This is a genomic window from Frankia gtarii (assembly GCF_025403375.1).
GTDB lineage: Bacteria > Actinomycetota > Actinomycetes > Frankiales > Frankiaceae > Frankia > Frankia gtarii.
Genome location: NZ_JAMPTM010000022.1, coordinates 1 through 21,776, shown reverse-complemented (window position 1 = coordinate 21,776; position 21,776 = coordinate 1). Strand labels below are relative to the sequence as shown.

At 73.1% G+C, this 21,776-nt stretch carries 22 protein-coding genes and 2 pseudogenes; 13 read left to right on the top strand and 11 right to left on the bottom strand.

The genetic code is table 11. The features are described 5' to 3' along the window. Positions 1 to 26: 26 nt before the first annotated feature. The 4 genes and pseudogenes from NBZ83_RS34245 to NBZ83_RS06045 form a co-directional block, all read left to right on the top strand. Positions 27 to 71 (top strand): annotated as a pseudogene (locus NBZ83_RS34245) (hypothetical protein); the annotation flags it as partial. 39 nt (positions 72 to 110) lie between these two features. Then, positions 111 to 575 (top strand): response regulator, encoded by a 465-nt coding sequence (locus NBZ83_RS06055; protein WP_261574503.1) that lies wholly within the window; start codon positions 111 to 113, stop codon positions 573 to 575. Positions 576 to 703: 128 nt separating this feature from the next. Then, positions 704 to 1,327: pseudogene (locus NBZ83_RS06050) on the top strand (PP2C family protein-serine/threonine phosphatase); the annotation flags it as partial. 131 nt (positions 1,328 to 1,458) lie between these two features. Continuing rightward, complete coding sequence (locus NBZ83_RS06045) at positions 1,459 to 1,707, top strand: SpoIIE family protein phosphatase (RefSeq protein WP_261565323.1); 249 nt, start codon at positions 1,459 to 1,461, stop codon at positions 1,705 to 1,707. Positions 1,708 to 1,807: 100 nt separating this feature from the next. On the opposite strand, the gene NBZ83_RS06040 is transcribed toward NBZ83_RS06045, so the two are convergent. Together NBZ83_RS06040 and NBZ83_RS06035 are read right to left on the bottom strand one after the other, a co-directional pair. Further along, entirely contained in the window at positions 1,808 to 4,741 is a 2,934-nt protein-coding gene (locus NBZ83_RS06040) for a transglycosylase domain-containing protein (protein ID WP_438803293.1), read from the bottom strand. 315 nt (positions 4,742 to 5,056) lie between these two features. Continuing rightward, positions 5,057 to 5,830 carry an RDD family protein gene (locus NBZ83_RS06035; protein ID WP_261574502.1) on the bottom strand — a complete coding sequence of 258 codons (774 nt, stop codon included), beginning with the start codon at positions 5,828 to 5,830 and terminating at the stop codon, positions 5,057 to 5,059. Positions 5,831 to 6,116: 286 nt separating this feature from the next. On the opposite strand from NBZ83_RS06035, the gene NBZ83_RS34480 reads away from it, so the two are divergent. The 4 genes from NBZ83_RS34480 (at position 6,117) to NBZ83_RS06015 (ending at position 8,751) form a co-directional block, all read left to right on the top strand. Further along, on the top strand, positions 6,117 to 6,455 hold the full coding sequence (locus tag NBZ83_RS34480; RefSeq protein ID WP_368861806.1) for a hypothetical protein: 339 nt from the start codon (positions 6,117 to 6,119) through the stop codon (positions 6,453 to 6,455). Then, the gene (locus NBZ83_RS34475) at positions 6,394 to 7,161 is read left to right on the top strand and encodes a transposase (RefSeq protein WP_368861804.1); all 768 of its coding nucleotides are present in this window, start codon (positions 6,394 to 6,396) and stop codon (positions 7,159 to 7,161) included. Before NBZ83_RS34480 ends, NBZ83_RS34475 begins: the two co-directional genes overlap by 62 nt. A 28-nt stretch (positions 7,162 to 7,189) precedes the next feature. Then, a complete protein-coding gene (locus NBZ83_RS06020; protein ID WP_261574511.1) occupies positions 7,190 to 8,200 on the top strand; it encodes a stage II sporulation protein M in 1,011 nt (336 codons plus the stop codon). A 71-nt stretch (positions 8,201 to 8,271) separates the two neighbouring features. Then, positions 8,272 to 8,751, top strand: a complete 480-nt coding sequence (locus NBZ83_RS06015; protein WP_261565266.1) for a PPOX class F420-dependent oxidoreductase — start codon at positions 8,272 to 8,274, stop codon at positions 8,749 to 8,751. Here the strand turns inward: NBZ83_RS06015 and NBZ83_RS06010 are convergent. Both NBZ83_RS06010 and NBZ83_RS06005 read right to left on the bottom strand, forming a co-directional pair. Further along, positions 8,748 to 9,668 carry an alpha/beta fold hydrolase gene (locus tag NBZ83_RS06010; protein ID WP_261565267.1) on the bottom strand — a complete coding sequence of 307 codons (921 nt, stop codon included), beginning with the start codon at positions 9,666 to 9,668 and terminating at the stop codon, positions 8,748 to 8,750. The genes NBZ83_RS06015 and NBZ83_RS06010 overlap by 4 nt on opposite strands. An 18-nt stretch (positions 9,669 to 9,686) precedes the next feature. Then, positions 9,687 to 10,067 carry a VOC family protein gene (locus NBZ83_RS06005; protein ID WP_261565268.1) on the bottom strand — a complete coding sequence of 127 codons (381 nt, stop codon included), beginning with the start codon at positions 10,065 to 10,067 and terminating at the stop codon, positions 9,687 to 9,689. Between the two features lie 231 nt (positions 10,068 to 10,298). Between NBZ83_RS06005 and NBZ83_RS06000 the strand changes: the two genes are divergently transcribed. Further along, positions 10,299 to 11,429, top strand: coding sequence for an alkene reductase (locus NBZ83_RS06000; RefSeq protein ID WP_261574501.1), 1,131 nt, complete (start codon positions 10,299 to 10,301; stop codon positions 11,427 to 11,429). Positions 11,430 to 11,507: 78 nt separating this feature from the next. Then, positions 11,508 to 11,930 (top strand): nitroreductase family deazaflavin-dependent oxidoreductase, encoded by a 423-nt coding sequence (locus tag NBZ83_RS05995; RefSeq protein WP_261574500.1) that lies wholly within the window; start codon positions 11,508 to 11,510, stop codon positions 11,928 to 11,930. A 75-nt stretch (positions 11,931 to 12,005) separates the two neighbouring features. Here the strand turns inward: NBZ83_RS05995 and NBZ83_RS05990 are convergent, their stop codons facing one another. The 6 genes from NBZ83_RS05990 to NBZ83_RS05965 all read right to left on the bottom strand — a co-directional run bounded on the left by NBZ83_RS05990 (position 12,006) and on the right by NBZ83_RS05965 (position 18,204). After that, positions 12,006 to 13,301 carry a DUF58 domain-containing protein gene (locus NBZ83_RS05990; protein WP_261574499.1) on the bottom strand — a complete coding sequence of 432 codons (1,296 nt, stop codon included), beginning with the start codon at positions 13,299 to 13,301 and terminating at the stop codon, positions 12,006 to 12,008. 5 nt (positions 13,302 to 13,306) lie between these two features. Further along, positions 13,307 to 14,314, bottom strand: coding sequence for an AAA family ATPase (locus NBZ83_RS05985; protein WP_261574510.1), 1,008 nt, complete (start codon positions 14,312 to 14,314; stop codon positions 13,307 to 13,309). Between the two features lie 203 nt (positions 14,315 to 14,517). Beyond that, positions 14,518 to 15,936 (bottom strand): DUF4350 domain-containing protein, encoded by a 1,419-nt coding sequence (locus NBZ83_RS05980; RefSeq protein ID WP_261574498.1) that lies wholly within the window; start codon positions 15,934 to 15,936, stop codon positions 14,518 to 14,520. Continuing rightward, positions 15,933 to 16,682 carry a DUF4129 domain-containing protein gene (locus tag NBZ83_RS05975; protein WP_261574497.1) on the bottom strand — a complete coding sequence of 250 codons (750 nt, stop codon included), beginning with the start codon at positions 16,680 to 16,682 and terminating at the stop codon, positions 15,933 to 15,935. The genes NBZ83_RS05980 and NBZ83_RS05975 overlap by 4 nt, the downstream gene beginning before the upstream one ends. Next, positions 16,679 to 17,728 (bottom strand): hypothetical protein, encoded by a 1,050-nt coding sequence (locus NBZ83_RS05970; protein ID WP_261574496.1) that lies wholly within the window; start codon positions 17,726 to 17,728, stop codon positions 16,679 to 16,681. Before NBZ83_RS05970 ends, NBZ83_RS05975 begins: the two co-directional genes overlap by 4 nt. A 125-nt stretch (positions 17,729 to 17,853) precedes the next feature. Beyond that, positions 17,854 to 18,204 carry a hypothetical protein gene (locus tag NBZ83_RS05965; protein ID WP_261574495.1) on the bottom strand — a complete coding sequence of 117 codons (351 nt, stop codon included), beginning with the start codon at positions 18,202 to 18,204 and terminating at the stop codon, positions 17,854 to 17,856. Between the two features lie 139 nt (positions 18,205 to 18,343). Here NBZ83_RS05965 and NBZ83_RS05960 point away from each other — a divergent pair, with 139 nt between their 5' ends. From NBZ83_RS05960 to NBZ83_RS05950, 3 genes are all read left to right on the top strand, one after another. Continuing rightward, positions 18,344 to 19,153, top strand: a complete 810-nt coding sequence (locus NBZ83_RS05960; RefSeq protein ID WP_261574494.1) for a ComF family protein — start codon at positions 18,344 to 18,346, stop codon at positions 19,151 to 19,153. Between the two features lie 326 nt (positions 19,154 to 19,479). Beyond that, positions 19,480 to 20,274 carry a ribosome hibernation-promoting factor, HPF/YfiA family gene (gene hpf, locus NBZ83_RS05955; protein WP_261565276.1) on the top strand — a complete coding sequence of 265 codons (795 nt, stop codon included), beginning with the start codon at positions 19,480 to 19,482 and terminating at the stop codon, positions 20,272 to 20,274. Between the two features lie 132 nt (positions 20,275 to 20,406). Next, positions 20,407 to 21,120 (top strand): response regulator, encoded by a 714-nt coding sequence (locus NBZ83_RS05950; protein ID WP_261565277.1) that lies wholly within the window; start codon positions 20,407 to 20,409, stop codon positions 21,118 to 21,120. Here the strand turns inward: NBZ83_RS05950 and NBZ83_RS05945 are convergent. After that, positions 21,113 to 21,694, bottom strand: coding sequence for a GNAT family N-acetyltransferase (locus tag NBZ83_RS05945; RefSeq protein ID WP_261574493.1), 582 nt, complete (start codon positions 21,692 to 21,694; stop codon positions 21,113 to 21,115). The genes NBZ83_RS05950 and NBZ83_RS05945 overlap by 8 nt on opposite strands. Positions 21,695 to 21,776: the final 82 nt, after the last annotated feature.

Below are 21,776 nucleotides of genomic sequence, written 5' to 3'. Positions count from 1 at the left end.
GGGGGCGCGACGGTACGGGGCTCGGCCTGCCCTACGCGTGCCGGGTATGCGAGCTGCTGGGCGGGCGCCTGGACCTGGTCAGCGAGCTCGGTCAGGGCTCGACGTTCACGGTGACACTGCCCCGGGACTCGGGCGCCTTCTCGCAGAACGACCTTGAGGAACGCGCGGACTCGCCGCTCACGACCGACGAGGCGGCTGTCCGGGTGGGCACTGTCCTCGTGGTCGACGACGACCCCGCGTTCCGGGTGACGATGCGCCGGCTGCTGGTCGACCGGGCGGAGCGCATCCTGGAGGCCGGCGACGGCCACGAGGCCCTCGCGAGTGTGCGCGCGGACCCGCCCGACATCGTCTTCCTTGACCTGATGCTGCCGAGGATGGACGGCGGCGAGGTGATCGCGGCGATGGGCGCCGACCCGGCGTTGCGCGACATCCCGGTCGTCATCGTCACCTGGAGTGATCATGACGCGCGCCGGGGGCGCGGTCCCGGATCGGCTGTCGCCGTCCTGGCGAAGCTGACCCTGAGCCAGCGGGCCATCGACGCCGTGCTCGCCCGAGTGGACGCCCTGCGGCCGTGACCGTCGAACGCGCCCGTGTCCTGGTGGTGGACGACAGCGTCAGCAAGCGTTACGTGCTCGGTAGCTGGCTGCGTCGGGTTGGCTATGAAGTGTTCGAGGCGGCCTCCGGTGAAGGGGCGCTGCGCGAGATGCACGACCATCCGCCCGACCTGGTCGTGCTCGACGTGCACCTGCCCGACCTGAGCGGCGTCGAGGTCTGCCGGCGGATCAAGCGGGAACGCGCGTCCGCCGGCGTCCCGGTGCTGCACGTCTCCGCGATCGCCGTCGACGCCGCCGACCGCAGCATCGGGCTGGACGAGGGCGCCGACGCCTATCTCGTCGACCCCATCGAGCCGCGCGAGTTCCTGTCCACCGTCGGCGCGCTGTTACGGCAGTCCCGCCGTTACGCCGAGGAACACCGCATCGCGCTCACTCTGCAGCGCAGCCTGCTGCCGGCGACCCTGCCCGACCTCGCCGGCCTGCGGGTGGCGGCGCGCTACCACGCCTCCGCCGCCCAGGCGGAGGTCCGCGGGGACTTCTTCGACGCCTTCGACACCCCCGACGGTGACGCCTTCATCGTCATCGGCGACGTCCAGGGCCACTCGCTGGGGGCGGCGATCATCATGGCCGAGCTGCGCTACGCGCTGCGGGCCTACGCGTTCGACGGCCACCGGCCGGCGGCGGTGCTGGACCGGCTGAACCGGCTGATGCTGCTGTCCCATCCCGAGGCGACGGCGACAGTGTGCATCCTGGCCTTCCCGCCCGACCGCTCCCGGGTGTCGATCGTCAACGCCGGGCACCTGCCGCCGCTGCTGATCGGACCGGACCGGACCGGCTGTCCTACTGGGAGGGCGGCGCCGGCGTGCTGCTCGGCATCGAGGCCGGCGCCCAGGTCGCGGACACCATGCCCCTTCCCCCGGGCAGCCGGCTGCTGTTGTTCACCGACGGTCTGGTGGAACGGCGCTCGGAGCCGATCGAGGTCAGCCTCACCACCCTCGCGGGCACCGTCGCGGCGGCGCATGGCTTCGGCGGCACCGGGCCGCGGCGGGTCCGACGGTCCATCGGCGACGTCGCGGACGGTCTGCTCGCCGCGGCCCACGGGGCCGCCGGCGACGTCGCGCTCGTCCTCGTGGAGGCGACCGACCACCGGTGAGTCGCCCGGCTCACGCCGCCCCGACCTCGCCTGGGGCCGCCGCTGCGGCCGCGCGGCCACCGTGCCCCCGCCGGCTCAGCGGCCGTCGCCTCCCGGCCCCCTAGTTCTGACCGCCGTTCGGCTGGCCGCCGTTCGGCTGGCCGCCGTTCTGACCGTTCTGGCCCCCGTTCGGCTGGCCCCCGTTCGGCTGGCCGCCGTTCGGGGTGGTCGGTTGCCCGCCGTTCTGGCTGCCAAGCGGGGCGTTGCGCGCCTGCGGCTGGCCGAACACGCCGGGTAGGAGCTGCTGGCCGAGGTTCTGGAGGGTGTCCCCGAGGCCTGGGGCCGGCGACGGCGCGGGCGGTGGAGGCGGCGGGGTGTTCTGCAGGCCGCCCTTGGTGCCACGGGCCACGGTCGGGTCGGCGCCGGGTAGCGCGACCACCGGCTGGTTGGCCAACGCCGCCCGCATCGACTTGCCCCAGATGATGGCCGGTAGGTCACCGCCGAAGACCCGTGGCCAGGTCCGGCCGTCCGCGACGACGCCGCGCAGCGGGTGAGTCTCGGCGCCGGTGGGGTCGCCGACGGACACGGCCGCGGTCATCTGGGGGGTGAAGCCGACGTACCAGGCCGCGGAGTACTCGTCGGTGGTGCCGGTCTTACCGGCCGACGGCCGACCGATCGCGGCGTTGGTCCCGGTGCCGTTGATCGGAACGCCGGCCAGCACGCTGGTCACCGTGTCGGCGACGCCCTTCGCCAGCACCTGCTCGCACTGCGGCGGGCGGGCGATGTCGATCGGGTCCTTGCTGGAGTCCATGGCTCCGGTGGCGAACCGGGGGGCACAGCGCAGGCCGCCGCCGGCGATCGTCGCGTAGGCGTCGGCCATCTGCAGCGGCGAGACGTACATGTACTGGCCGCCGCCGATGGCGGTCGCACCATCCGTCGGCCCGATCTTGTCGGCCTTCGGTGGGACGACGCCGAGCCGCTTGGCCATCTCCAGCACCGGGCCGATGCCGGTCTTCTCCGCGAGCTGCACGTAGAAGGTGTTCACCGAGTCCCAGGTGCCGCGGGGGATGTCGTAGATGCCCGCCTCGGCCGGGTCGGAGTTCGAGAAGCCCTTGGCGCAGTCGCCCTCGCCGCGGTCCAGCGGGAACTTCGGGCTGACGTAGCAGGCCGGTGAGTAGAAGGCCGTCGACGTGCCGTAGCCCTGTTCGATCGCGGCGGCGAGCACGAACGTCTTGAACGTCGACCCGGGCTGGAACGTCGCGTTCGTGGGCAGCGGCACCACCGTCTGGTTCAGGCCGGCGTTCGACCCGTACACCCGGTTGACCGCCATCGCGAGAATGTTGCCGGTGCCGGGCTGGATGACCACCTCGGTCGCGGACACCCGGTTGTCCGGGGCGATCGTCGAGCTCACCGCGTCCTGCGCCGCCTCCTGGACCAGCGGATCCAGGGTGGTGCGGATCACCAGACCGCCCTCGTAGATGCGTCGGTTGCGTTCCTCGACGGTGGTGCCGAGCGCCGGGCTCGCCCGTAGCTGTGAACGGACGTAGTCGCAGAAGAAGGGCGCGGTCGACGTCTCGCAGGAGTCCGCGGCCGGCGGCGGGGCCGGCACCACGTTCAGGGGCATCTGCTCCGCCGCATCTGCCTGCGTCGGCGAGATGTACTTGTTCTCGGCCATCTTGGCGAGCACGGTGTTACGCCGGACCGTCGCCGCCTGCGGGTGCGCGGCCGGGTTGTACCGCGACGGGCTCTGCACCAGCCCGGCGAGCAGGGCTGCCTGCTCGAGGGTGACCCGGGAGATGGGCACCCCGAAGTAGTGCTCGGCGGCCGTGCCGATGCCGTACGCGCCGTCGCCGAAGTAGGCGATGTTCAGGTAGCGCTCCAGAATTTCGTCCTTGGAGAAGCGCTTTTCGATGTCGAGGGCGTAGCGGAGCTCCTGGATCTTGCGGTCCAGCGAGTCGCCGGCGGCCACCTCACGTTCCTGGGTCGTGCGCGCGTTCTGCAGCAGTACGTTCTTGACGTACTGCTGGGTCAGCGTGGACCCGCCCTGGGCCACCCCGCCGGCCTCGCTGTTGCGCAGCGCCGCCCGGACGACGCCCTGCGGGTCGACCCCGCCGTGCTCGTAGAAACGGGCGTCCTCGATGGAGACGATCGCCTCCCGCATGATCTTCGGGATGTCGCTGCCCGGGACGACGATGCGGTTCTCGGCCCCCCGCAGCGTCGCGATCACCGAGCCGTCGGAGGCAAGAATCGTCGAGCTCTGCGGCAGCGGCGGGGTGATGAGCTCGTTCGGCAGCCCGAGGAAGTGGTCCGCGCTGCCCTTGGCGAACAGGCCCACTGCCCCGACGAACGGCAGCGACAGGAGGGCGAGGACCACGCCGAGGGCACTCGCCGTCAGCGCCATCTTCTTCAGCACACGGCGGCGGTCCACCGGCGGCCGCGGCAGGACGCGAGCCCCCGGCCCGCCGCCCGCCGCGCCTGCGGCCGGCGTTTGGGAGTCGAGGGTGTCGCCGCGCCCCGGCCCGACTGCGGCCCGGTCCTGCCCGTTGGTGGCGGTGCCGGCCGGTGTCACCGGGGCTTCGTCGGTCGCCGGGCGGTCGGTCGTCGCCGTCGGAGTGGTCGTGGTCGAGCGCGTTGCGGCCGGCTCCGAGCGGGTCGCCGCGCCTTCACGGATCTGCGCGCCGGCGGCAGCCGGCCCGGCCTTGGCTGCCGGTCCCGCCGCGCCTCGCGGCACCGCCTTGCCCGTCGGCACCGCCTTGCCCGTCGGTCCAGACCTGCCCGTCGGTCCAGGCTTGCCCGTCGGTCCAGGCTTGCCCGCCGGCCCGGCCTCGCCCGCCGCTGCTCGTGGCGGGGTGGCTGCGCGTTCGGCCGCGACCCCGCGGGGCGTGCCGTCGGCGCGGGGCGGTACCCCGGTGGATCCCCCTCGCGACGAGCCACCCGCGGGTGCGGGCGGGCTGGGTCGGGATGGAGTGCTCGACTCCCGTCCGCCAGACGTCGACGTCACCCCCTCGGTGGGCCGGCGGAACCGCCGGGATCTTCGTGGGACCTCAACCAGCATGCGTGACCCGGTGCTTGGTCGCTCATCGGCACCGGGCGCTCGCGGGCTGACGGAGCAGTTCGGGCGAAGCGAACCTGGCTGTGGACGGGCGCCGATTCACGGCAGTTGGCATGGACGGTCCTATACCGCTGGTAACGGTAGACGAGCGTTTCCCGTCCGGGTGAGCCGGCGGGCCAGGTGTGAGCGGTACGCCTCGGATTGTTTAGCGACCGTCAAGGGCGTGGGGGTCCGATGGCCCGAATCCGGCGGGCCGGACGGATCCCCCCAGGTGCCACGGCCGGCGAGCCGTCTGCGCCTCGAAGCCGAGTGCGGGGGTCACGACCGGCGCTGCCCGGCGAGCCGTGCGTAGGCCCGGCGGGTGCGCTCCGCGAGCACCGCCGACAGGTAGGCCCAACCCGGCGTGCCGGGGGGTGGCGGCGGCGTGACGACCGCGCGCACCTCGTTGACCAGGCCTCGCCCGAGGCGGTCCAGCGCCTGCGGTGACAGGGCGTGGGAACGGCTCAGGAACTGCCGGGCGCGCAGGGCGAGGCTGTCGTCGAGTCCGGTCAGGTCGAGCAGGGCCGCCCATCCGAGCAGCGGCGGCGGGACGAACGGCGCGGCGCCGACCGTGCGCGGCACACTCACCTGCAGCACGACCGTCCCGGCGAACACGTCCCCCAGGCGCTTGCCGCGCCGTGAGGCGATCATGCTGATGATGGCGGGCAGGCCGAGCAGCATCCCGGGGCGTTCGATGATCGCGCCGATGAGCCCGCGGGCGAGGGCATGCCGGAACCGGATGGGCCCGCCGTCGTCGCGAACCACCCGCAGGCCCAACGCCATCTTGCCGAGGGTTCGCCCACGGCTCAGCGTCTCGCACGCCACCGGGTAGCCCAGCACCATGGTGACGTAGATCAGTAGGAAGATCGTGGCGACCAGCGCGTCGTCGTCGGGCCGCACGACGAGCACGACGAGGGCGCCGAGAACGTACAGGATGTAGAGCTGGGCGAGCAGGTCGATCAGCCCGGCGACCAGACGCGAACCAAGCCGGGCCACCCGCAGGTCGATGGCGACCGCCTCGCCGGCGATGATCGACTCCGCGCCCGGCGCCATGCCGGCGTGCCCCGTCCCCGGGGGGCCGCTCCGGACGACCTGGTCCATGGGGCCCCCGGGATCTCGATGTGCGTGCGGATCTCACCATATGGTGTCTGTCGGGTACCCAGGGCGGCCCGTCCGGGTGATCCGGAGCGGGTCCGGCGCCCGCCAGCGGTGGCAGAACGGCCCGCATTGGCACACTGCCGTTGCTTACCGCGCAGGCCCGGACTACCGGTAGTTTTTTAGATCAAGGTTGTGGTGGGTCTTCCTTGATCGTCGGCTGTTCGTGGGGAAGGAGCCGATGATGACCAGACACCTGCCCTGCCCACCCGCACCGGGCCCGTTGGAGGATTACGCGGCCCGGTTCGATGACCTGTTCTCCGCGGTCGCGCAGCGACGGGGCTTCCGGGAGTACCTCACCGGTCTGCTCGCCGCCCGCGACTGGAACAAGACGCTGACCTGCCTGGCTGGCGCCGAACCCGGCCTCGGTGCGCAGCACCCGGCGGTCCAACGGCTGCAGTTCTTCCTGTCGGAATCGGTGTGGGACCCCGAGACAGCCAACGCACGTAGGCCGCCAGTGGCTGGGCCGGCTGGGGAAAACCGACAACGCTGTCGTCAGCGTCAGTACGGTGTGGGCGGATGAACGGCTTTACTATCCGCTGCACGCCCGCCCGTACACCCCGGCCCATCATTTTCCCCGAGGGAACAACGACCCGGACTTCCGCACGAAACCACAGCTCGCCGTCGCCCTGGCCCGCCACGCGCAGGAGGCCGGGGTGATGTTTCGGGCGGTGGCGGCCGACTGCGCCTACGGCGACAACGATGCGTTGCGCACCGAGCTGCGGGCCGCGGGTCTGCCGTTCGTGCTGGCCCTGCGCCCGCACCGGGGTAGCTGGGCGTCCGGCCGCGACGCGCGCACCCCGACCGACGCCGCCGGCGTGTTGCCCTGGGGCGGCTCGGCGCGCCCGGGAGTCTGGACGCCGGTCGTCCGCCGTTTCCGCGACGGACACACCACCCTGTGGTGGGCGGCGGAAGCCCGGCTGGGCGGATGGGGACCGGACGAGCGGACCCGGCTGGTGGTAGCCACCACCGATCCGATCGTGTTCGATCCCCAACGCGACAACCAGCCACTCGTGCTCGGCGCACTCGGCACGGACCGGCTCGTCGCAGCGATCCCGGACGGCGCCGGCCAGGACGGGGCGGGCGGTACTGCGGGCACCACACGACGTGACAGTCGAGGTCGTAGGCGCCACCCACACCGACCATCACCCGACGGAACATGCAGCTGGCTATACCAGCGTTGCTGGTCCAACCGGTACGGATCCGTACCGGGTCCCCCCGACGCCTGAAGGCGTTAGTCCCCTCCGGAGGTCTTTGATGGATCTCGATGCGTTCGTCGCCGTGCACCGTCCGGAGTGGATCCGCCTCGGCCGGCTCGTCGACCGGGCTGGCCGGCCGCGCCGGATGAGCGCCGACGAGCTCGACGAGCTGGTCGAGCTCTACCAGCGGACCGCGACCCACCTGTCGGTGATCCGCACCCGCTCCTACGACACCAGCCTCGTCGACGACCTCACCAATCTGGTGACTCGCGCCCGCGCGGTGGTCGCCGGGGCCCCCGACCCCGGCTGGCATGTCGTCGGCCGGTTCTTCGCCGTGACGTTCCCGCTCGCCGTCTACGAGCGCCGGTGGTGGGTGATCGTCACGGCGTTCGGGTCGCTGCTGGTCGCGCTGGCCGCCGGGTTGTGGATTTTCCACGACGCCGACGCGCAGGCCAACCTGCACACACCGAGCGCCGTCGCCGAGCTGTGCCGCTCCGACTTCGCGTCCTACTACACGGAGAACCCGGCCTCCTCGTTCGCCGGCCAGGTCTGGACGAACAACGCCTGGGTATCCGCGACGGAGGTCGCCACCGGCGCGCTGCTCGGCCTGCCGACCCTGCTGGTGCTGCTGGTGAACGCGCTGAACACCGGGGTGGTCGGCGGGTACATGGCCAGCTGCGGGCAGAGCGGCCAGTTCTGGAGCCTGATCCTCCCGCACGGCCTGCTGGAGCTCACGGTCGTGTTCCTCGCGGGCGCGGTGGGGCTGCGGCTGGGCTGGTCGATCATCGCGCCGGGCCCGCGGCGCCGTGTCGAGGCGCTGGCCGCGGAGGGGCGGGCGGCGGTGCCGATCACGCTCGGTAGCGCGCTGGCCCTGGCGGTCTCCGGCTTCATCGAGGCGTTCGTGACGCCCTCTGGACTGCCGACGGCGGTCCGGATCGGGATCGGCGCGCTGGCCTGGGCCGGCTTCATCGCCTACATCTGGGGCTTCGGGGCCCGCGCGGCCGCGGCCGGTGAGACGGCCGACCTTGATACCGCCCACGGCGGTGTCGACCTGGCCCCCGTGGTCTGAACCCACCGCCGGTGGCCGCACCCGCTTTCCCCGGCCGTACCACGCCGCCAGGACGGCAATAGGCTGCCAGGATGAGTCCGACCGCAGCCAGGGATGTCAGCGTCGACCGCGCGGGCCTGCTCGACTTCGTCCGCCCCCGCCACCGCGGCATCCTCGTCACCACTCGCCGCGACGGCGGCCCGCAGCTGTCCCCGGTGACGATGGGAGTCGACACCGCGGGCGACGTCGTCGTGTCGACCTACCCGGAGCGGGCGAAGACCCGCAATGCGCGCCGCGACCCGCGGGCGTCGATGTGCGTGCTGTCCGACGAGTTCAGCGGCGACTGGGTTCAGGTCGACGGCACGATCACGGTGGTGGACCAGCCCGCCGCGGTCGAGGAGCTGGTGGAGTACTTCCGCTGCATCAGCGGCGAGCATCCCGACTGGGACGAGTACCGCGAGGCGATGCGCCGCCAGGAGAAGGTGCTTCTCCGGCTGCGGATCGAGCGGTGGGGGCCGATCAGCCGCGGCGGCTTCCCCGCCCGACTGCTCGCCCCGGCCGACGAGGGCTAGCCCGGCCCGGGGGCCTGCGCGCGGCCGTCCGCCGCCCGGAGATGGTCGCCGACCAGCTCCGCCACGGCCGCCGTGGCCTCGCGGTGGGGAAAGTGGCCGACCCCGTCGAGGACGACCCGGCGGTACCCGCCGGTGAAGTACCCCGCCTGGCCCGCGGACGCGGCCGGTTCGTCGCAGCGGTCGTCGCCGCCCTGGATCATCAGGGTGGGCACCTCGATCCGTTCGACCTCGGCGAGGCGGCGGCGCAGGTCGTCGTAGCGGGCGTCCCGCGGCTCGTCCGCGCGGAACCGCGCCCGGTAGGCGTTCAGAGTGATCGCCGCCCAGTCCGGATTGGTGAACGCCGGCGCGGTGGCGGCGAACTCGTCGTCGTCGAACCAGCCGGGCGGGCTCCAGGTGTCCCACTGGATGCGGGCGAAGCCGACGGGGTTGGCGCGGACCGTCTGCGCTCCGGCGTCGACGAACATCAACCACTGGTACCAGAACGCCCTGGCCTGCTCGAAGCCCGGCATGGTGAAGCTCCCGCGCGGCTGGTAGGCCAGGGCGAGCGCGGCGATGGCGGTGAGGCGCTGCGGGACCAGGGCGGCGAGGGTGTAGGCGACGCGGGCGCCCCAGTCGTGGCCGACCACGGCGATCCGCTCCAGCCCGAGGGCGTCGGCGAGGTCGAGTGCGTCCTGGGCCAGGGCGACGGCCTGGCCGTCGCGCGGCGTGCCGGGGTGGCGGAACCCGGTCGCCCCGCTGCCCCGCAGGTCCGGGACGATCGTGCGCCACCCCTGCCCGTTCAGCCCGGCCTGCACGCCGCGCCAGCCGCGGGCGGCGTCCGGCCAGCCGTGCAGCAGCACCACCGGCGGCCCGTCGGCGGGCCCCGTCACCTCGACGGAGATGTCCAGGATCTCGGTGCGGGCAGTGGTGGTGGCCATCGCCGATCCTCCGCGTGCCTAGAACCCGTGATGAACGGCCTCGACGTTGTGGCCGTCGGGGTCGCGCAGGAAGACGCCGTAGTAGGTGGGGTGGTACTCGGGCCAGACGCGCGGCGCGTGCAGCACCTCGACGCCGTCGCGCACCGCGGCTTCGTGCACCGCGTCGACGGCCGCCCGGTCCGGGGCACGAAAGGCCACGTGCAGCTCCCGCGTCTCGGTGCCGGCCGCCGGGCTGAGCCAGAACGACGAAAACCCGTCCGGCCCGGACAGGCCGACCACCACGGAATCGCCGACTGGGAAGCGCTTCGCCTCGCGGATGCCGATGGCCTTGAAGGTTCGCAGGTAGAAGGCGACCGACGCCTCGACGTCGGCCACCTGGACACCAATGTGATCAAGCATGGCGGCATCGTAGCCAGCGGCTCCGACAATTCCCGGGCGTCGCATGGTGTCTCCTACCGCGGCCGGCGGCCTCAGCCGCGGTAGGAGGTGCCCGACGTGGGTCGACGGTGCCTGCCTGTGCCGCGGGCCACATTCCGCCCGGCGGGGAAGGGTCGTCGGCAGGATTGCCGTTCGGACAGGTAGTCCGCGACCGCGCTCGGCGGGGGCGTGACGGCGACGAGAGGAAGTCCGGTGACCACCGCCTTCGATCCGATCGATCTGGCCGGCCTGCGTCTGGCGAATCGCATCGCCATGGCGCCGATGACCCGCAACCGGGCGTTCGGCCCCGGTACCACCCCCACGCCGTCGATGGCGACCTACTACGCCCAGCGGGCCAGCGCCGGGCTGATCATCACCGAGGGTATCCAGCCTTCCGCCGTCGGCCAGGGCTACCCGAACACCCCCGGCCTGCACAGCGCCGAGCAGGTCCAGGCGTGGCGGGCGGTCACCGCTGCCGTCCACGACGCCGGCGGGGTGATCTTCGCCCAGCTCATGCACGCCGGGCGGATCAGCCACCCGAGCCTGCTGCCCGAGGGTGCGGTCCCGGTCGCCCCGTCCGCGGTCCGCCCCGCCGGCCAGGTGTTCACCGGCGCGGGCGTGGCGGACTTCGAGACCCCGGCCGAACTGACCGAGGAGCAGATTCCCGAGCTCGTCGCGGAGTTCGCCGCGGCGGCCCGCAACGCGGTCGCCGCCGGCTTCGACGGCGTCGAGGTGCACGGCGCGAACGGCTACCTCATCAACCAGTTCCTGGCCACGAACGCCAACCGCCGCACCGACGGCTGGGGCGGTTCGGTCGCCGGCCGGATCCGGTTTGCCGTCGAGGTCACCCGGGCCGTGGTCGAGGCGATCGGCGCGAACCGGGTCGGACTGCGGATCTCGCCCGGCGGCAGCTTCAACGACATGGTCGTCGACGACGTGCCCGCCACCTACACCGCGCTGGTGGACGCGGTGCGCCCGCTCGGCCTGGCCTACCTGCACATCGCCGAGAACGCCGAGCGGGCGCTGACCGCGCAGCTGCGCCACGGCTTCGGCGGCACGCTGATCCTCAACCCGGCCACGGGTGACCGGCCGACCGGGCCCGCGGACCTTCCCCTCGTCGAGGACGGCACCACCGACCTGCTCAGCTTCGGGGCTGAGTTCCTCGCCAACCCGGACCTGCCCGCCCGGCTCGCGGCCGGCGGACCGTTCAACCCGGCCGACCGGGACACCTTCTACGGCGGCGACGACCGCGGCTATCTGGACTACCCGACGCTGCCCCCGGTGGCGACCGGCGTGCCCGGCGTGCCCATCCAGGAGTCAACCGTCGCGGTCCTGCCTGCCTGAGCCACGGCGAAGGTCGATGTCGGGCTCTCGTATACCGTCTGGGCTCGGCCTGTAGCCCGAGGAGAGGAGTGTCCGCCCATGGCAGACACCGACGACTTCAACGCCCGGATCATCGCCGACTTCCGGGCGACCCAGGGGCACCCCGGTGGTCCGTTCGCGGGAACGCCGATCCTGCTGCTGCACACCACCGGGGCCCGCAGCGGCAACCCGCGGATCAATCCGGTGGTGTACGTCGAGGACGGCGACCGATACCTGGTGTTCGCCTCGTACGCCGGGGCGCCCAGGGATCCGGCCTGGTATCACAACCTGAAGGCGTATCCCGAGGCGAAGATCGAGATCGACACCCGAACCCTGGCCGTGCGCGTCGACGAGGTCACCGGCGCCGAACGTGACACCATCTATGCCCGGCACGCCGCGAACTACCCGGCCTTCGCCGAGTACGAAGTGAAGGCCGGCCGGAAGATCCCCGTCATCGCGCTGACCCCCGTCCCCGCGACCTGACGGCGCCCGCCGCAGCGGTTCCGGCGGCACCCACTCGCCGCGGCGGTTCCGGTGATTCCGGCGGCTCGGGGTGGGTCAAAGTCGGCCGAGGGACTTCAGGGTGAGGTAGGCGTCGGCGACGGCGGCGGCGTGGCCGGCGGGTGGTGCGTCGACGACCTCGACGCCGTGGCGGCGCAGCGTCTCGGTGAGCTCGCGGCGGCGCATCAAAGTCTGTTCGGCCGCTGCGGCGGCATACACGGAGCGGACGTCGTCGCGGCCGGCGGCCAGTTCGTCGACGCGAGGGTCGCGCAGCGCCGCCACGACGACGGTGTGCCGGGCCGTCAACGTGCCCAGCGCCGGCAGCAGACCCTCCTCGATCACGGCCGGCACCAGCTCGGTGAACAGCACGACCAGGGAGCGGCGCGAGGTCTCCCGCAACACCGTCGAGACGATCCCGGCGTGGTCCGCCTCGACGATGGCAGGCTCCAGCCGGGCCATGGCGTCGGTCATCCGAGCCAGGAACGCGTGGTCGTGCGAACCGGGCAGCGTCACCCGGGGCGCACTGTCATGCGCGATGAGGCCGACCCGGTCGCCGGCCCGCAGCGCGACCGCGGTGAGTAGTAGCGCGGCGTCGAGCGCATGGTCCAGCCGGGGGACGTCGCCGACCCGCCCGGCGGAGGTGCGCCCGGTGTCGAGGACGCAGACCACCCGCCGGTCCCGCTCCGGCCGGAAGGTCCGGACCACGACCGCCCCGCGCCGCGCGGTGCCCCGCCAGTCGATCAGACGGACGTCGTCGCCGATCACATAGTCGCGCAGGCTGTCGAACTCCGAGCCCGCGCCGGCCCCGCGGATCGCGACCTCACCCTCGATCTCCCGCAGCCGGGCGAGCGCCGCGGGCAGGTGCCGGCGCGACGTGAACGGCGGCAGCACCCGGACCCGCCACGGGCAGTGGTGGCGGCCCTGCCGGCCGGCGAGGCCCAGCGGGCCGAGGGAACGCACCGTGATCCGGAAGGGCTCTCGGTCGCCGCGCCGCGTCGGGTACAACGTCGTCTCCAGGAAGCGCCGTTCCCCGGCGGGGACGACCACCCGGTGCACCCGCGGCCGGGCGCCCGCGGACGGCGGCCAGGCATCGCGCACCCGGGCGTGCACGGTCCGGGCGCCGTCGTTGGCGATCCCGAGCACGAGGGGGACCGGCTGGTCGAGCCGGGCGGAGGTCGGCCCCGACCGGGTGAACTCCAGGGTGCGGACCCCGCCGGCCAGCGTGAGGTCGATCGCGACGAGCCCCACGACCACCAGGTCGACGAGCAGCATCGTCAGGCCGGGCGCCGGGGAGAGCAGGACGACCAGCACCCCGAGTAGGGCCAGCGCGACGGCGCGGCCAGTGATCGCCACTGGTCCTACCGGGGCACCGGGACGGTGGCCAGCACCTGTTCCAGGACCACGTCCGCGGTGACGCCGTCGAGCTCGGCCTCGGGCCGCAGGCTGATCCGGTGCCGCAGCGTCGCCCGGGCCAGGGCCTTGACGTCGTCGGGGGTCGCGTAGCCGCGCCCGGACAGCCATGCCCAGGCCCGGGTGGTCGCCAGGAGCGCGGTGGCCCCACGCGGCGACACCCCGAGCTGCACGCTCGGCGCCACCCGGGTCGCCCGCGCCAGGTCGACGATGTAAGCCAGCACCTCCGGGTGCACCGCGACGGCGAGCACCGCGGCCCGCGCCGCGGCCAGCTCCGCCGGGCCCGCGACCGGACGCACGCCGGCCGCGGCCAGATTTGTCGGGTCGAAGCCGCCGGCGTGGTGGGCCAGCACCCGGATCTCGTCGTCGCGCGGTGGCAGCGGCAGCGTCACCTTTACCAGAAAACGGTCGAGCTGCGCCTCGGGCAGCGGGTAGGTGCCCTCGTGCTCGACGGGATTCTGGGTCGCCAGGACGGCGAAGGGGGTGGGCAGCGGTCGGGGCGTTCCCTCCACACTGACCTGCCGTTCCTCCATCACCTCCAGCAGGGCGGCCTGGGTCTTCGGTGGGGTCCGGTTGATCTCGTCGGCGATCAGCAGGTTCGTGAAGACCGGCCCCTCGCGGAAGGTGAACGCCGAGCTGCGGTTGTCGTAGACGAGCGAGCCGGTGACGTCTCCCGGCATCAGATCCGGGGTGAACTGCAGCCGCTTGGTGTCCAGTGACAGCGCGGTCGCCAGGGTGCGCACGAGCAGCGTCTTCGCCACACCCGGCACGCCCTCGAGTAGCGCGTGCCCGCGGCAGAGCAGGGCGACGACGAGCCCGCTGACGGCGGCGTCCTGGCCGACCACGGCCTTGGCGACCTCACCGCGCAACGCGATCAGCGCCCGGCGTGCCGTGTCGGCGTCGGGCGGTGCGGGCCGACCGGCCGGCCGGGCGGCCGGCCGGGCGGCCACCGGCACTGGTGGAGCCGGTGGGGCCGGGGGGATCTGCTTCGTCGGTGCGGAACCCGGCCGGCGCAGAGTCTCGTCGGCCGGCGCGGTCTCGTCGGCCGGCGCGTCATCCCGGGCCGGTGGTACAGCGGGTACCGGGCTGGTGGGCTCCCCGGGCACCTGGGCGGGCTGTGCCGCCGTGGCGGTCAGCTCCGCGTCGATGTTGCGGGAGGTCACCGTCCACCTACCTGTCGGTCGAGTTCGTCGAGCGCCCGGGCCAGAGCGAGCAGCGCGGCATCCCGCTCGCCCGGCCGGCCGGTGCCGCGGCGGGGGCCGGGCCCGCCGTCCGCCGCCTGCGCTGGCGGCCGGGATACGTCCGGCGGGAGGCGGCGCGACTGGTAGCGGTCCCGGGCCCGCCCGATCGGGCTGGGCACGCCGGTGGTCTGCGGCGGCATGCCCGAACCGTACAGGAGCGATCCGATTTCCGAGGGTGACCGCCCGGCCCGTTCGCTGATGGAGGCCACGAGGGCTACGGGATCGGGTCCGGGTGCCCCGCCTGGTCCGGCGAATGCCGGCAGCCCGATGCGTTCCGCCAGCCGAACCCGGGTGCCGGCCCGCAGCGCATCGGCGGCCCGGTCGCGGGCGTGCGCGGCGGCGTAGAGCCGGCCGCGACCCTCCACCGTCTCCGCGGCCCGCACGATCACGGGCAGCGGCTCGGGCACCGGCGGTCCCAGCCGCCGCCCCCGCCACAGCGCCAGCAGCACCAGCACGACTCCGGCCTGCAGGCAGGCCCAGCGAAACCCGGCGGGCAGCAGCTCGGCCACGCTGCGGGTACCGACCCCGCCGTTGGCATCCGCGGCCGGGGTGATCCAGGACAGCGTGGGATGCCGGGCGAGCAGGCCGAGAGCGAGCGCCGCGTTGCCCGAGTGGGCCAGCTCCTGATTGGTGAGGAAGTCCGCGGAGCCGAGCAGAACCAGCCGCCCGGCCGCGGGCCCCGCTGCGGCCCGGCCGGGGGTGAGCACCGCAAGCTGGGCCGCGCCGGGTGGATCGCCGTAGCACAGAGTCAACTTCATGTCGCCAAGATCACCATCGTCGGCCCGGGTAAAGGCGCGACTCCCGCCGATCGTGACGCTGCCTGCCGCCGCCGCCTCGGGCATCGCGCAACGCGGGTCGGACCCGCCGTCCGCCGGCTGCCGGTCGGCTGTGACGACGCCCACGTCAAGCGCGTCCAGTACGGCGTCGCCCGGTGCCACCAGCACGACGTCGGAGCCCCGCCAGACGCGACCGAGCAGACCGGTGAGCGCATCGTGGGTCAGCCGTCCGGGGCGGACGACGACGAGAGTGTCCTGCTGGCCGGCCGACCCCGCGGGCACGGCGTCCGCGGGGGACACCACCACGCCGCGGGAGCGCAAAATCTGGGCCAACGCGCGGGTCCCGTCGGACTCGGCCGATGCCGGGTCCAGCGCCGGCCGTCCGGCCGGGCGGGTGACCAGGGCGGTGACCAGCAGGAAGCCAAGCAGCAGGGCGCCGACGACGGCCACCACGAGGACCCCGCGACGCACCGCCGGCGGCCGAGGGCCGCTACGCACCGCGCTGGGCGAAACGCCATCCGCGCTGGTGCCGCCGGGGGCCAGGGTGCCGCTGGCCGTCATGCCGGCACCGCGAGGCTGCCCGCCGCGCTGTCTCGCCCACCCATGCCGCGCCGCAGGTGAGACAGCGCGGTGTCCGCATCGACGAGCGCCTGGTACCCGGCGGCGGTGGCCGGGCGCCCGCCGTACCAGATCTCGCTGAAGATCTCTACCGCGGCGGCCAGGGCAGCCTGCCCGCCGCCCGAGGCATGGCCGGAGCCGTCCGGACCACCCGGACCACCCGGACCACCCGGACCACCCGGACCGCGGTCGGCGGCCGGGGCGATCCGGGCGACCTCGGCGACAAGCTCACCGGCGGTGCGCCCGGGGCGCGGATCGAGCACGCCCTTCTCCTCGAGCATCCGCACGATCGCCCGCAGCCGGGAGCGCACCGCCCGCGCGTAGTTCTCGTCGGCCGCGTGCCGGTCGGCCTCGACCCGCAGCTGCGCGGCGGTCAGCGGGCTGGACAGGTCGTCCGCGGCCGTCTGCCGCGCCCGCGCGGTCCGCCGGACCGGACCCAGCCACCATCGCACCGCGATCGCCCCGACGACGAGTACCGCCACGAGCGCGAGGACTCCGAGCCCGCGCGAGCCGCCGCCGGTTCCGCTGTGCGGCAGTACCCAGTCGAACAGGTCGGCGACCCGGTCGCCGATCCAGCTGAGCAGCCGGTTCCACCAGTGCGACCCGCTGTCGCCGTAGACGCGGTCCGACAGCTCGCGGCGCGCCTCCTCCCGGGCACCGTCGCGGGTGACCGGACCGCCCAGTGTCATCCGGGCGTCCTCACCCCGGCCGCGCGGGCCCGTGCGGCCTCGGCGAGGGCGATGTCCAACCCCTCCCGCCGGATCCGTAGATCGATGTACAGCAGCACGACCGTGCCGGAGACGATCGGCGTCGAGATCGTCGTGGCCAGCAGGTTGCCGAGCCCCTCGACGATGTGGCCGGTCACCGTGAGGTCGCCGTCGCCGAAGTCGCCGAACATCGACGACGACCCCAGGATCACCGCGGTGACGAAGGCGATGACCCCACTGAGCATGAACGCGACGAGCGCTGTGAGAACGAGGATGCCCAGCGTCCGCCACCAGGAGCCGCGCACGATCGTCACCGACCGGCGCAGGGCATGGCGCACTCCGCCGCCCTCGAGGACGTACGCGGGCGTCGACAGCCCCAGATAGACGCCCACGACGACGGCGCCGACGAGCAGAGCGACCAGCCCGAGTGCCACCGCCGCCGTAACGATGATCGTGAGGGCGAACAGGCCGCCGAGACGCGGGGCGACCCGTCGGACGGCCTCGATCGGGCCGATGCGGCTGCCCAGCGTCGCCTCGCTCACGACCACACTGAGCACGCCGGACAGGAACAGCCCGAGAACGAGGTCGAGCGCGACGGTCGCGAGGGTGCTCAGCACCGACACCGTCGTCGAGGCGTGCTCCGTGCTGATCCGTACCACCGTCGAGATCGTCTCGACGACGGTCGCGGACGCGAGCGTCACCCCGATGGTCGCGCCCGGGTTCTCGCGGATCGTGGCGAAGGTGCCGTCCAGGATCTCGCCGAGTGCCAGCGGACGCAGCGGGATGATCCCCGGCCTGGGCGCCGCCGCCCCCCAGCGCCACGGTCCCGGTGGACCGGCCGGGGGTCCGCGCCATCCCCCCGGCCCGCCCTGCGGGGGCGCGCCGGGAAGCACCGACGGCTGGTCGACGGGCTGGTCGGGACGCCCCCACCCGTCGTGAGGCTGCGGCGTGCCCCACGACGGCCCGGCGGAACCGTCGCCCGGGGGCGACGATGTGCCGGGCGTGGCCCAGCCGGGTCCGTCGGTCATCGATGTGTCTCCACTCGTCGTTCGGGCGTCGCTCCTGGGCCGGGCGCCGCTCATCGGTCCTGCGGTCGTTCGAAATCCTGCGGTCGTTCAACGGTCCTGCAGTCGTTCAACGGTCCTGCGGTCGCTCACGTCTCACGGTCGCTCGTGGAGAGCGCGGGGCTCCAGGTTTTTCCGGTCAGGGATCTGCCCGGGGACGGACGCCGAGCGGGGCTGCTCTGCTGTTGTCCGGTTTCCGTCCCTGGGACGGGTGCGCCGAGGCCGGCACGCGAATGGTGCCGGATGCGGTCGGAATCGGCTGCCCGGATGTGCTTCCGATCGGCTGCACCTCGCACGGTCCGTCTCAGGGGGATGATCCGCCCGGCGCCGATCGTCTCAGACTGCGCCGGGCCGCCGTGCGATGACCTGCCGATGCCGATGCCGATGCCGATGCCGATGCCGATGCCGATGCCGATGCCGATGCCGCTGGGCCCGGGCATCTCGGCTCGGCCACCCGTGGGTGTCCATGCGTGGGTGTCCATGCGTGTCCACACCCCGCGCGCAATTCGCGGGGTGCGTTGTCCACAGATCGGCCGCGGGGGCTGGCGAATGCCTCGGTCGACGGTGATCCTTCCCTTCATGGCCCGCGCATTCCTGCCCCTGCTCGCCCGGAACCTGGCGATCCTCGCCGACCTGATCGTGCCGCTGTCCTGCGCCGGCTGCGGTGGTCGCGGGGCGTCGGTGTGCCGGGCATGCGCCGCGGAGCTGCGCGGTCCAGCCTTCCTCGCCGTCGCGGGTCCCATGGCCACCCCGCGGCGGCGGGGGCTGCCGCCGTGCCTGGCGGCGGCTCACTACGGTGGCCGGGTCCGGTCGCTGCTGTTGGCCTACAAGGAGCGCGGCCGGGTGGATGCCGCCCGGCCGCTGGGGGCCGCACTGGCCCGTGCGGTCGCGCGGGCGCTCCCGGCCGCCTCGGGTGGGCCCACCGGCGTCTGGGTCCCGTCGCCACCCGCGCCTGCGGTCGTGCTTGTGCCGGTCCCCTCGACCGCGGCGGCCCGTCGCCGGCGCGGCTTCGATCATCTCGCCCTGCTGTGTTCCGCAGCAGCCGCTGTGCTGCGCCGCCACGGTCACCGGGTGCATGTCGCGCCTGTGCTGCGGGCGGTGCGCCGGCTCGCCGACCAGGCCGGGCTGGGTGCCACGGCGCGGGCGGCGAACCTCGCCGGCGCCTTCGAGCTGGCCAATCCTGCGCGGGCGGCTCGGCGCGCGGCATTACCGGCGGGCGCGCGGGTCATCGTCATCGACGACGTGCTGACGACTGGGGCGACGGTGGCCGAGGCGGTGCGGGCGCTGCGGGCCGCCTCCGTGCGCACCGCTGCGGTCGCCGTGGTCGCCGTGGTCGATCCGACGCGCGGAAAAGCCGCCCTACCCGCGATCCACGGCCCGTCGGGGTGAAACTGCCGGTACGCACCGTCCGGGTCTGCTCGCAAGGGGCGAAGGAACGGGCGGTGGCGGGTCCTCGTGCCTGTCGGCGTAGCGCACGTGTCGTGTGGATGCTGGGCTGACGGGCGGAGTAGGACCGCCGCAGAGGGGAAGGAGCCGAACGCGGGCGACTGACCGCAAACGGCACGACGGAAGGTGCGACAACCGTGGACAGGGCGTCCGTGGATCGTCTCGGCCCAAGGCCGGGCGTATCCCGGGAGACGCCGCAACTCGCCGGCGCACGGCTGGCCGCTGGCGCAAGCCGCGTCGCCGGGAATGGCGAACGGGAGGTGGATCGCGTGGACATCGTGGTCAAGGGCAGGCACACCGTGGTTTCGGAACGGTTCCGCAACCATGTCGAGGCCAAGCTCGCCAAGTTGGAGCGGCTGGACTCGAACATCATCAGTGTCGACGTCGAGCTGTCGAAGGAACACAACCCCCGGCTGTCTCATGTCTGCGACCGGGTCGAACTCACCGTGTACTCGCGGGGTCCGGTGATCCGGGCCGAGGCCGCCGCCGCCGACTGCTACGCCGCCCTCGATCTGGCCACCGGCAAGCTTGCCGAGCGCCTGCGTCGCGCTGCCGACCGGCGGGTCCGCCACCACGCCAACCACGCCGGCGCCAAGCCGGCCGGCATCACTTCCGTGCCCCTGGAGAGCCTGATGCCCCTCGAGGGCACTCGGCCGGCCGACCTGCGTCCCGCCGCCGAGGCGCAACCGTCCGCGGGAAGTTCGGCGCGCCCGGTCGTCGCGGCCCCCGCCGACGCGCTCGCCGCCGCCGGCAGCCCAGCCGGCCAGGGAGAGGCGGCGGACCAGGCACCGCTGGTCGTGCGGGAGAAGACGCACGAGGCCGACGCGATGACGCTCGAGGATGCCCTGTCCAACATGGAGCTGGTCGGGCATGATTTTTACCTCTTCCTGGACGTCGACCTCGGCCTGCCCAGCGTCGTCTACCGCCGCGTCGGCTACGACTACGGCGTGATCAGGCTCGCGGGCTCGGCCGGGGCGGCGGTCGCCGCGTCACTGGACGCGCACCGTGAGGTGAGCCGATCGGTGCAGGATCGCGGCGCGTTCGCGAGCTCGGCCGCTCTTTAGACGATCTGCAGGTCACGTCGACCGGCTGACGTGGGACCATTTGCCTCGGGTGTCGGAGTGCACGGCACGCCACCCCGCGTGTAGTCGCGCGGGGTGGCGTGACCCGGGTGAAAATGGTCCTTAGGAGGTCAGATGACGGTGGAGGAGCAGCGCTCTGAGGAGGTGCTGCCGACGCCATCGGAGGCGAACCCCATCCGGGTGCTCATCGTCGACGACCATGCTCTGTTCCGGCGCGGGTTGGAGATGGTGCTGGGCCAGGAGGTCGACATCGAGGTCGTCGGGGAGGCTGCGGACGGGTCCGAGGCCGTGATCATGGCGAAGGAGATGGCTCCCGACATCGTGCTCATGGACGTGCGGATGCCGCGCCGCGGCGGGATCGACGCCACGAGCGCCATCAAGGAGTCGGTGCCGAGCGCAAAGATCGTCATGCTGACGATCAGTGACGAGGAGGCCGACCTCTACGACGCGATCAAGGCAGGGGCCATGGGCTACCTGCTCAAGGAGATCTCCATCGACGAGGTCGCCGCGGACATTCGCGCCGTCTACGGCGGGCAGAGCCTGATCAGCCCGTCGATGGCGTCGAAGCTGCTCAGCGAGTTCGCGGCGATGATCAAGAACAAGGACGACCGGCCGCAGCTACCCACCCCCCGGCTCACCGACCGGGAGATGGAGGTGCTGCGTCTCGTCGCCAAGGGCATGAACAACCGCGACATCGCCAAGCAGCTCTACATCAGCGAGAACACCGTCAAGAACCACATCCGCAACATCCTGGAGAAGCTGCAGTTGCATTCCAGGATGGAGGCGGTGGTCTACGCGGTGCGGGAGAAACTTCTCGAAATCACCTGAGTCCTCGCCGTGGGTCCCCGGGCGGGGGCGGGTCGCCCGGGAGCCGCGAGCCCACCCAGCAGTCGACCCGCCGGCCGCCGCCCACCACCAGGGCGTGTCGCAGGGTTCCCTCCAAGGTGTATCCGTTCTTCTCGGCCACCCGGAGGGAAGCGACGTTGCCCACCGCGGCCCGCCATTCGATCCGGGCCAGTCCCAGCGCCCCGAAGGCCCACCGGGTCAGCGTCGCCACCGCCTGTGACATCACGCCCTGGCCGCGCGCCGGAGCCGCACACCAGTAGCCGATCTCGGCGTCGCCGAGGGCGGTTATCCGAAGCAGTGCGACCGAGGCCAGCAGTTGCTCGGTCATCGCGTCGACCACCGCGAACGCGGCTCCGGTCCCGTCTGCCCAGGTCCGGGGGGCCTCTCGGGTGACGAAGTCCTCGGCGTGGTGGCGTCCGTACGGGGTGGGCAACCTCGTCCACCGGGGGATCTCCGGATCCTGGCAGGCCTGGTGGACGGCGTCGACGTCGTAGGGGCGCCAGGGGCGTAGATGGAGGCGGCCGGCGGTGATCTCCACCGGTTCGAGAGACGGCATGACTCAACCTTCTACCGGCTCACCGCCGCGCCGCGCCCCTCATTTCCGACCTGGACGCCGGCCCCGGGCCGGCGTCCAGGTC

Bases quoted from the DNA above. Each gene is read 5' to 3' on its own strand.
- NBZ83_RS05975 (WP_261574497.1), bottom strand. From the start codon at position 16,682: ATGACACTGGGCGGTCCGGTCACCCGCGACGGTGCCCGGGAGGAGGCG.
- NBZ83_RS05995 (WP_261574500.1), top strand. From the start codon at position 11,508: ATGGCAGACACCGACGACTTCAACGCCCGGATCATCGCCGACTTCCGG.
- NBZ83_RS05950 (WP_261565277.1), top strand. From the start codon at position 20,407: ATGACGGTGGAGGAGCAGCGCTCTGAGGAGGTGCTGCCGACGCCATCG.
- NBZ83_RS05970 (WP_261574496.1), bottom strand. From the start codon at position 17,728: ATGACCGACGGACCCGGCTGGGCCACGCCCGGCACATCGTCGCCCCCG.
- NBZ83_RS06005 (WP_261565268.1), bottom strand. From the start codon at position 10,067: ATGCTTGATCACATTGGTGTCCAGGTGGCCGACGTCGAGGCGTCGGTC.
- NBZ83_RS06040 (WP_438803293.1), bottom strand. From the start codon at position 4,741: ATGCTGGTTGAGGTCCCACGAAGATCCCGGCGGTTCCGCCGGCCCACC.
- NBZ83_RS06045 (WP_261565323.1), top strand. From the start codon at position 1,459: ATGCCCCTTCCCCCGGGCAGCCGGCTGCTGTTGTTCACCGACGGTCTG.
- NBZ83_RS34480 (WP_368861806.1), top strand. From the start codon at position 6,117: ATGACCAGACACCTGCCCTGCCCACCCGCACCGGGCCCGTTGGAGGAT.
- NBZ83_RS05965 (WP_261574495.1), bottom strand. From the start codon at position 18,204: ATGCCCGGGCCCAGCGGCATCGGCATCGGCATCGGCATCGGCATCGGC.
- NBZ83_RS06010 (WP_261565267.1), bottom strand. From the start codon at position 9,668: ATGGCCACCACCACTGCCCGCACCGAGATCCTGGACATCTCCGTCGAG.
- NBZ83_RS06015 (WP_261565266.1), top strand. From the start codon at position 8,272: ATGAGTCCGACCGCAGCCAGGGATGTCAGCGTCGACCGCGCGGGCCTG.
- NBZ83_RS05945 (WP_261574493.1), bottom strand. From the start codon at position 21,694: ATGCCGTCTCTCGAACCGGTGGAGATCACCGCCGGCCGCCTCCATCTA.
- NBZ83_RS05960 (WP_261574494.1), top strand. From the start codon at position 18,344: ATGGCCCGCGCATTCCTGCCCCTGCTCGCCCGGAACCTGGCGATCCTC.
- NBZ83_RS05980 (WP_261574498.1), bottom strand. From the start codon at position 15,936: ATGACGGCCAGCGGCACCCTGGCCCCCGGCGGCACCAGCGCGGATGGC.
- NBZ83_RS06020 (WP_261574511.1), top strand. From the start codon at position 7,190: ATGGATCTCGATGCGTTCGTCGCCGTGCACCGTCCGGAGTGGATCCGC.
- NBZ83_RS06035 (WP_261574502.1), bottom strand. From the start codon at position 5,830: ATGGCGCCGGGCGCGGAGTCGATCATCGCCGGCGAGGCGGTCGCCATC.